Source organism: Trichlorobacter sp. (genome assembly GCF_030247655.1).
In the GTDB taxonomy this organism is placed as follows: domain Bacteria; phylum Desulfobacterota; class Desulfuromonadia; order Geobacterales; family Pseudopelobacteraceae; genus Trichlorobacter.
Window position 1 is genome coordinate 1 of sequence record NZ_JAOTRZ010000265.1, and the last position, 3,587, is coordinate 3,587.

6 protein-coding genes are annotated in these 3,587 nt (G+C 56.9%); 1 reads left to right on the forward strand and 5 read right to left on the reverse strand.

What is annotated here, in order from left to right; genetic code table 11:
• The first annotated feature begins 30 nt into the window (after nt 1-30).
• Nucleotides 31-468, forward strand: coding sequence for a DUF4124 domain-containing protein (locus OEL57_RS15285; protein WP_300741640.1), 438 nt, complete (start codon nt 31-33; stop codon nt 466-468).
• A gap of 266 nt (nt 469-734) precedes the next feature.
• Here OEL57_RS15285 and OEL57_RS15290 read toward each other — a convergent pair whose 3' ends face one another.
• The 5 genes from OEL57_RS15290 to OEL57_RS15310 all read right to left on the reverse strand — a co-directional run.
• The gene (locus OEL57_RS15290) at nt 735-989 is read right to left on the reverse strand and encodes a Txe/YoeB family addiction module toxin (protein ID WP_300741642.1); all 255 of its coding nucleotides are present in this window, start codon (nt 987-989) and stop codon (nt 735-737) included.
• Entirely contained in the window at nt 986-1,237 is a 252-nt protein-coding gene (locus tag OEL57_RS15295; RefSeq protein ID WP_300741643.1) for a type II toxin-antitoxin system Phd/YefM family antitoxin, read from the reverse strand. Before OEL57_RS15295 ends, OEL57_RS15290 begins: the two co-directional genes overlap by 4 nt.
• 88 nt (nt 1,238-1,325) lie before the next feature.
• Nucleotides 1,326-2,054 (reverse strand): ABC transporter ATP-binding protein, encoded by a 729-nt coding sequence (locus OEL57_RS15300; RefSeq protein WP_300741645.1) that lies wholly within the window; start codon nt 2,052-2,054, stop codon nt 1,326-1,328.
• Nucleotides 2,051-3,016: a FecCD family ABC transporter permease gene (locus tag OEL57_RS15305; protein ID WP_300741647.1), complete on the reverse strand. Its 966-nt coding sequence runs from the start codon at nt 3,014-3,016 to the stop codon at nt 2,051-2,053. Before OEL57_RS15305 ends, OEL57_RS15300 begins: the two co-directional genes overlap by 4 nt.
• Before the next feature lie 220 nt (nt 3,017-3,236).
• The coding region (locus OEL57_RS15310) for an ABC transporter substrate-binding protein (RefSeq protein WP_300741649.1) at nt 3,237-3,587 on the reverse strand (351 nt) is incomplete at its 5' end.

The window sequence follows — 3,587 nt, forward strand, 5'->3', positions numbered from 1 at the left end:
AGAGCTGACGCCGCGCAAAAAGGATAGCCCATGAAAAAACTGATGCTGCTCTTGCTTCTGGTCACAACTTTTGCCCACGCAGAAACCTACCAATGGACTGATGGTGTTGGCACCGTACACTTTTCAGAATCGCTGGCAGAGATTCCTGCCAGTTACCGGAAAAGTGCCAGGCCGCTGGGGATCAACACCTCTGCAGGCAGTCCGGCAGCATCTTCTTCTGTATCTGTAAAAGGCGGTAATGATTTCAGCGGTGTAGCTGCCATGAAAGACAGGATGATGCAGGATCAAGGGGCGATGGAACAGATCCGCGCCCTGCAGCATGACCCTGAGATGCAGGCCCTGTTAAGCGATCCTGAGGTTATCCGGGCGGTGCAGTCCGGTGATTACAGCGTACTGCTCAATAATCCCGCTTTTCTACGGCTGCTTAATAACCCAAAGGTTAAAGAGATAGGGAAGCGGATGCAGTAAGTGGGAGAGGTAATTGGTGAGGCTGGGGAATGTGCGTCCATAAAGAGAGGCATGGCAGATGCATCCCGGCCAACAGTATTAGTAATCTGGCAGCACTGCTTTGTTTTTGGAACTTGAGACGTAGATCAGGACGGGAGAAGTGCTAACCGGGGAAAGAGTGGGATGCTTCCCGTTTTTCCCATTGTGACGCATCCTATCAATAGTTGAAACGGCTGAAGGATTAAGAAATTACAGTTGTTTGGGCGTAGAGAACCTTTGTTACTGGCTCAATAATGATCACGACACTGTGCAATCAGCAAGGTATCTCCTTCGACTGCGTACACTAAACGATGACAGCTGTCTATTCTGCGAGACCAGAAACCGGCCAACTGATGCTTAAGCGGTTCTGGTTTACCGATGCCGGCAAAAGGCTCACGCTGAATATCCCGAATAAGATTATTTATGCGCTTAAGCATTGCCTTGTCGGTCGTCTGCCAGTAGAGGTAGTCTTCCCATGCAGCAGTAGAGAATTTAATCATCATTCCATCAGCTCGCTAACTTGACCGCCTCCGGCACGTAGTTCTTCGACCGAATCGAGCAGACGTCTGGCACCTTGCGGATTCCGGAGCAAGTATGCCGTCTCTTCAAAGGCCTGGTAATCTTCAAGAGAGAGGATGACAACCGGCTTGCCACGCTGGCTGGTTACTACCACAGGATTATGATCATCGTTGACTGATCGCATAACATCTGCCAAGTGCTGTCGCGTGTAAGTATACGTAAGGGCATTCATAGCTTTTATCTCCTGCACGAATAAGTATGTACATAACTTAGTACAATGCAGTTCAAAGATCAAGGGTGGGAAATGGAGTAGTTAAACCTTACCCACCAATACCGGCCACCTGAAACCGTGGATCAAGATCAAAGGTCTGCTGCACCAGTTGTTGAGTGAGAATTTCTGTCGGCAGACCGTCGGCCAGCAGTTGCCCTTGGCGGATCACCAGCAGGCGGTCAAGGTTGCGGGCCAGGATCAGGTCATGCAGGGAAAGCAGGATGGTCAGGTTGTGGGTCTGGCAGAGCGACCGCAGCAGGGTCAGCAGTTCATATTGGTAGCGCAGATCAAGCCCGGCCAGCGGTTCATCCAGCAGCAGGGTCTTGCCACCCTGGGCCAGGATCATGGCAATGAAGGCCCGCCGTCGTTCTCCACCGCTGATCTGGGACAGCGGGGTCTGCTCATGGCCTTCCAGCCCCACCGCTGCCAGCACCTCCCGGCAGGAAAGCAGATGATCTTTGCGGGCCGCAGCACGGCCCATCTCCACCAGTTCACCCACTAAAAACGGTAACGGCGCTTCAATGGATTGGGGCAGGTAGCCCAGGCGAGACGCCCGTTCTTCACCCCGCCAGGAACGGACCGGTTTGCCATCCAGCTCTACCTGTCCAACGGTGGGTGTCAGCAGGCCTGCCCCCAGCCGCAGCAGGGTGGATTTGCCGGAACCGTTGGCACCGATCAGCCCCACCAGCTCACCCTTGGCCAGATTGCAGGAGAACTGCACCACACAGGGGGCATTTCCGTAGCTGAAGCAGACTTGATCAAACCGGAGACTGCTCATCGCATCCCCCCGCCCGTGGCCCGGCGTAGCATGATCAGAAACCAGGGGGCACCGATCAGGGCGGTGACCACCCCGGCCGGGATCTCCACCGGCGGCAACACGCTGCGCCCGACGGTATCAGCCAGACAGAGCAGCATGCCGCCGCCAATGGCGGATAGCGGCAGTACCCGCCGGGCATCAGCCCCCACCAGGGCACGTACTGCGTGGGGTACCATCAGCCCCACAAAGCCGACAATACCGCCCAGGGCAACCGATGCAGCGGTCAACAAGGAGGCTGCCAGTACCAGCAGGGTCCGTTCCCGTCCCGGCTCCAGGCCTAACCCAAAGGCCACTTCATCACCCAGGGCCAGGGCGTTCAGTCCGCGCCGCCGGGCCAGGGCAAGCACAAAACCGAATAACATCAGCAGGCTGGCAACCGGTACCACAGACCAGTCAGCACCGGCCAGGTCACCGGCCATCCAGAGCAGGGCACGTTTGACCCCATCAGCCTGGGCCAGGGACATCACCAGCATCAGGATGGCTGACAGGAAAAAGCCGATCCCCACCCCGGCCAGCAGTAATCGCTCTGCCCGCACCCCCCAGGCATCCCGTCCCAGTGAGACCACCACCGCACTGGTAACCAGCGCCCCGACCAGGGCCAAACCGGGTACCAGCCAGACCGCCGTCCCTTGAGTTGCCAGCAGGCCAAAGGCGGCAGCCAGCGCAGCACCGCTGGAAGTGCCCAGTACATAGGGATCAGCCAGCGGGTTGCGGAAGACCCCCTGCAGGATTGCACCGGCCACCCCCAGTGATCCACCCATCAGCAGGGCCACCACAATGCGGGGCAGGCGCAGCTCCAGCACGATCTTGAACTGTAACGGGTCAAGGTTGAAGGGATTGATGACCTGCTGCCCCAGGGAGAGGGACAGTAGCAGGACAGCCACCAGGCAGCCCAGCATGATGAACAGGGGGTGGCGTTTCATGGACAATAACACCATTTAACCGCAGAGGACGCGGAGGAACGCAGAGGGAAACAGGGGGAAAAACCTTTAGAATCAGATTCTTTTGGGGAAACACAAAACCAGAAGTTAAAAATCAATGGTTTGTATTCTGGTTTTATCCATGATTTTCCGGCCTCTGGATTTCCTCTGCGCACCTCTGTGCCCTCTGCGGTGAATAATGTTTTAGGGAGTGTTGTAAGTTTCATCGGCGCATTAACTCCAGGCAATGCCTCAGCTCGGCAATCCCTTCCGGTATGCGGGGGCCGGGCCGGTAGAGGGCATCGCTGACCATGCAGACCCGGCCTTGTTTGACGGTATCCAGGGAATTGAGGTGGCCCAGCATCCGCTTCATCGGCCCGGTCAGCTTTTCTCCCTGTCCGGCAATGATCAACTGGGGGTTACGGGTGATGACCGCCTCCAGCGAAAGGCGGGGATAGCCGGAACGGGCATCACTGGCGATGTTGGTCATGCCGGACAGTTTCATGGCATCATCCAGCATGGAACCGGGCCCGGCTGCCACCAGCGGGTCGGGCCAGATCACAAACATGGTCTT